Here is a 4,473-nt window from a genome sequence, read left to right as displayed (position 1 = left end):
CACGTCCACCTTGTTGCTGGACAGCACATCCACACGGGCGGCCGGGTCCACCGAGGTGTATTCGGGCTTGACGCCCAGATCCTTGGCCAGGCGCTCGGCCAGGACCACATCGTAGCCCTGGTTCTTGCCGTCCTTATCCACGTAGCCGAAGGGGGCCTTGTCAGTGAAGACCGCCACCTTGAGTTTTCCGGACTTGGTGATCTGCTCCGGGGTGCGTGCAGACCCGGATGCTGCCGAGGAGCCGGAGCTGCTTGCTGAGCCGCTTCCAGCGTCACTGGGGGCGGCCGCCGAAGGGCCGCAGGCAGCCATGGAAGCCATCATCGCGATCGTCGCCCCCGTGGCCAGCGTCGCCCGTATCAATCGGTTCACTACCCTTGCGGTCATGATCCCTCTTTTCCTCTTATCTTTCCAATGGCCGCCCCTGGAGGCGGTTCCGGCGAATACCACCGGACGAATATACGGAGTCCTCATCAGGACTCCTGATCCTGGGCCTGATCCCGCCTGCGCTCATAGGTGAAGGTGGACAGGAAGCGTTGCGCCCGGTCACTGGCCGGGTGAGTGAAGAAGGCCTCCGGATCGTCGGACTGTTCAACCAGTGAGCCTCCATCCAGGAGGACGATGTGGTCGGCGATGCCCCTGGCGAAAGCCATCTCGTGGGTGACGATCATCATGGTCAGCCCCTGGTCGGCCAGTTCCAGAATGACCTGGAGGACCTCGCGTACCATCTCAGGATCCAGAGCAGCCGTCACCTCATCGAAGAGCATGATCTCGGGATGGAGAATCAGCGCCCGGCAGATGGCCACCCTCTGCCGCTGGCCGCCCGAAAGCTGGCTGGGCCAGGCATCACGGCGGTCGGCCAGACCTACCCGGTCCAGCAATTCCAGAGCCTCCTGACGTGCCTGGTCCCGCTTGCGCTTCTGGACCAAGACGGGCGCCAAGGTCACGTTATCCAGAACGGTCCTATTGGGAAAAAGATCGTAGCTCTGAAAGACCATGCCGATCCTGGTACGCAAGTCGGAGCTGCGACTGCCCGACATAAGGCCGCCAGGACCTCCGCTGCGCTTGCCCAGGGGGTGGCCGGTCTCCACCACCTGATCGTCCAGAAGAATGCGGCCGCCCTGTATGGGCTCCAGCCCTGCTATGGTCCGCAGCAAGGTGGACTTGCCTGAGCCTGAGGGGCCCAGGACCACAAAGACCTTCCCCTTGGGCACCTGGAATGAGATGTCATTGAGCACAGGGCTCTGCGCCTGCGGATACTGCTTGACCAGATGCTCCACGGTCAGCACCGCCCGTTCCTCCTGGTCATCCTGTGGCTGGTTCGCCGTCGTTTGCCCCTCAGTCATGGGCCCACCTCTTTTCCAGATGCCGGGCTGCCAGAGACAGGGGCCAGCAGATGAAGAAATACATGAAGAAGATCACCCCGTAGATCCACAAGGTCGCTTGAGGATAAGCGAATCGGTTGGCATCGATGATCTGCTGGCCGACCTTGATGACCTCAATGACGCCCAGCAGGGCAGCCAGAGAGGTGGTCTTGACGATCCTGGTGGCCAGGTTGACACTGGCCGGCAACAGTCGGCGCAGGGCCTGCGGAAGGATGATCCGGGAGAATGTCTGCCATGATCCCAGCCCCAGCACGTAGGCCGACTCCACCTGGGTACGGGGAATGGACTCCAGGGCCCCGCGGACCAGATCGCCCAGCTCGGCCCCGCCCCAAAGCACAAAGACCAGCAGGCAGGCACCGGTGGCGTCAAGATTCAGGTTCCATGCCCTGGACAGCCCATAGAAGGCGATGAAGAGCAGGGCCAGCTGGGGCATGATGCGGATGAAGTCCAGATAGACCCTCATCAGGAAGCGAATCAGGGGGTTGCGCAGGGTCATCAGCCATCCGACCACCAACCCCAAGGGCAGGGAGAGTAGAACCGAGACGCCGGCTATCCAAACGGTCACCCAGAGCCCCTGGAAGAGCCTGGGCATGACCCCTGGCTGGAAGAGCACCTCAACGCCGTGCATAGTCGAACCTCCGCTCAAGAATTGTTCCGATGACGGAGATAGGCAGCAGTATGACCAGATAGGTGACGATAAGCAGGGTCAACGACTCGTAGGTGTCGTATGAGGTACCCATCAGATCCTTGGTGACATACATGACATCGGCCAAAGCGATGGCCGAGACCACCGATGATTCCTTGATCAGGAAGATGATGTTGGCCACCACGCCCGGTATGGCGCTGCTCAAGGCCTGGGGCAGCACAATCCTGGACAGGGTCTGGCCTCGGGTGAATCCCAGGACGCGGGCTGACTCGATCTGCACTCGAGGCACCGCCTCCAGTCCCCCACGCATGGCTTCGGCCATATAGGAGCCGCCCAGGAAGGCCAGCCCGACTATGGCGCAGGTCTGGGCGCTCCAATTGACCCCGAGCTTGGGCAACCCGAAGTAGAGGAAGTAGAGCTGAACCAGGAGCGGGGTGTTTCTCGACAGTTCGATGTATATCCTGGCCACCTGCGAGAGCAGAGGGACCCTGAAGACCTCCAGCCCGGCGCAGACCAGCCCGATCAGCATGGAAAACACCACGCCAAAGAAGGAGATGAAGACCGTGACATAGGCTGCATTGACGAAGAAGTGCAGATTCTGCGCCATAAAAGTCCAATTCATGCCCTCACCTCCCTACTCGCTTGAGTCCTGTTCATCGTCTCCTCTTCACTGCTTTCCGCTCGCTTCCCGCCGACTGCGGCATATAGTCGCCAATCCTAGAGAAGACGAACCGTTTTCCTTTGCTTTTCGATATACGAATACCGGATACCGCGTTATCATCCGCTCTCACAGCAACCTGAACGGTGATTCGTATCCATGCCGCAGCCGAACGGCAGGAATGAGATGGCCTTAGCCCGCAAAGGCTGATCGACCGTTGCACTCCACAGACGACAGATGATCGCTCTGTCATTGCAATACCTATCAACCGAACAGTGCCAAATCAAACAAGGCCAACTCATTGAGCACTTGCAGAACAATAATCAGCCAATTACTCGCCTACCCAGCATCTACTAACCAAGTAGGCGTACAAGGTAATTTTCACTGAACGGACTGCTCGCCAAACTATCAAAAAAGCCCGGTCCACATATTCGTGAACCGGGCTCCGAGTGCTTTGATCAGGCGAAGACCTTGGCGCTCTGTGCTATCTTCCTGATCAGATCGGGGCGATACCCGCTCCACGTCTCCTGGTCAGTGACTACGATAGGGGTCTGCTTGAATCCCTGGGCGATGAACTGGTCGATCAAGGTCTGATCTTCGGTCAAATCCACCTGCTCGAACTCCAGCCCCTGCTTGGTCAACTGACGCTTGGTGGCATCACACTGGGGACAGTGCGCCTTGGTGTAGACCGTGATGGACATGATCGCCTCTCCCTTAAATGTTGCCGTGACATTCCAAGCTCAATATCCCTCTGCTCGGAACCTGATGATTGCACTCTACACAATCCAAGGCGCGAGCACAATACCACCTGTAGTGGCGTGTCAGTCCACAAACCCCAATATCTAGTAGCTTTTCTGCCCTTGCAGAGCCAGGAGGAATCTATGTGAGCTGCATGACATATTGACTATGTGAGACGCAAAACTGCCTCAGAAGAGGGTCAGTTCGTCGCTATCGGCGCCCTTCATGGCCTCGTAGTCCAGGATCAGGCACTCGAATCCCCTGTCCTCAGCAAGGACCCTGGCCTGGGGGGTGATGGTCTGGGCAGCGAAGATCCCGCGGACAGGGGCCAGCAGAGGGTCGCGGTTGAGCAGGCGGCAATAGCGGGTCAGCTGCTCTACCCCGTCAATGCCGCCGTGCCGCTTGATCTCAATGGCCACATGCCGCCCCTGGCCGTCGACGGCCATGATGTCCACCGGGCCGATGGGCGTGGGGTACTCCCGGCGCACCAGAGTGGCTCCTGGGCCGATGCGGTCGATCTGTTCGGCCAGATAACGCTGCAGATGCGCTTCCACACCGTCCTTGACCAATCCCGGATCCGTCCCTAGGTCATAGCTGTCGTCGGCATACACCTGGTAGAGCCTGATGGTGAGCACATCACTGGACTTCACGGCTGAAACGCGCAGAACCTTGCGTACGGGCCGAGTCTGGTCCTGATCCTGCTCCTGGGCAATCAGCGCATCGGGCGCGGCTGCTTCAGCCACCTCCTCCGACCCGCTTCCAGTCACGGAATCAGCCTTGACGCCCGCGCCGTCCTGGCTCGCCTCCTCGGGTTCGATCTCCCTGATGGTGCAGGGGGCGCACATCCAGTTCAGGGGCTTGTAGGAGCCCAGCTCCGAGAAAATCAGGCAGCTCATGTCGGCCTTGATCAGCAGGACACGTCTGGCCGGCGGCAGGCTGGCATTGAGACGCCCGGAGTATTCGGCGGAGCAGTCGGCAACAATGATTCGCACAGGTGCCAATATATCAGTCGCTGCTCCGGGCGGAAAAGAAAAGCCCGGCCGATGCAA

At 59.7% G+C, this 4,473-nt stretch carries 6 protein-coding genes; all 6 read right to left on the bottom strand.

Annotated elements, in window-relative coordinates; all coding sequences use genetic code 11:
• Positions 1-384, bottom strand: a 384-nt coding sequence (locus AC0AP0_RS09405; protein WP_490430272.1) for a transporter substrate-binding domain-containing protein, incomplete at its 3' end; no start/stop codon positions are given.
• 86 nt (positions 385-470) lie between these two features.
• Positions 471-1,343 carry an amino acid ABC transporter ATP-binding protein gene (locus tag AC0AP0_RS09400; RefSeq protein ID WP_490430271.1) on the bottom strand — a complete coding sequence of 291 codons (873 nt, stop codon included), beginning with the start codon at positions 1,341-1,343 and terminating at the stop codon, positions 471-473.
• A complete protein-coding gene (locus AC0AP0_RS09395; protein ID WP_121912962.1) occupies positions 1,336-2,010 on the bottom strand; it encodes an amino acid ABC transporter permease in 675 nt (224 codons plus the stop codon). The genes AC0AP0_RS09400 and AC0AP0_RS09395 overlap by 8 nt, the downstream gene beginning before the upstream one ends.
• Positions 1,997-2,650 (bottom strand): amino acid ABC transporter permease, encoded by a 654-nt coding sequence (locus AC0AP0_RS09390; RefSeq protein WP_046323380.1) that lies wholly within the window; start codon positions 2,648-2,650, stop codon positions 1,997-1,999. The genes AC0AP0_RS09395 and AC0AP0_RS09390 overlap by 14 nt, the downstream gene beginning before the upstream one ends.
• A 494-nt stretch (positions 2,651-3,144) precedes the next feature.
• Positions 3,145-3,387, bottom strand: a complete 243-nt coding sequence (nrdH, locus tag AC0AP0_RS09385; RefSeq protein WP_046323381.1) for a glutaredoxin-like protein NrdH — start codon at positions 3,385-3,387, stop codon at positions 3,145-3,147.
• A 225-nt stretch (positions 3,388-3,612) separates the two neighbouring features.
• A complete protein-coding gene (gene nucS / locus AC0AP0_RS09380; RefSeq protein WP_110425814.1) occupies positions 3,613-4,416 on the bottom strand; it encodes an endonuclease NucS in 804 nt (267 codons plus the stop codon).
• Positions 4,417-4,473 lie beyond the last annotated feature (57 nt).

Source organism: Bifidobacterium sp. POST2/T3 (B1), from assembly GCF_058197115.1.
The sequence above is the reverse complement of the archived record's forward strand: the minus strand, read 5'-3'. Positions and strand labels throughout refer to the sequence as shown.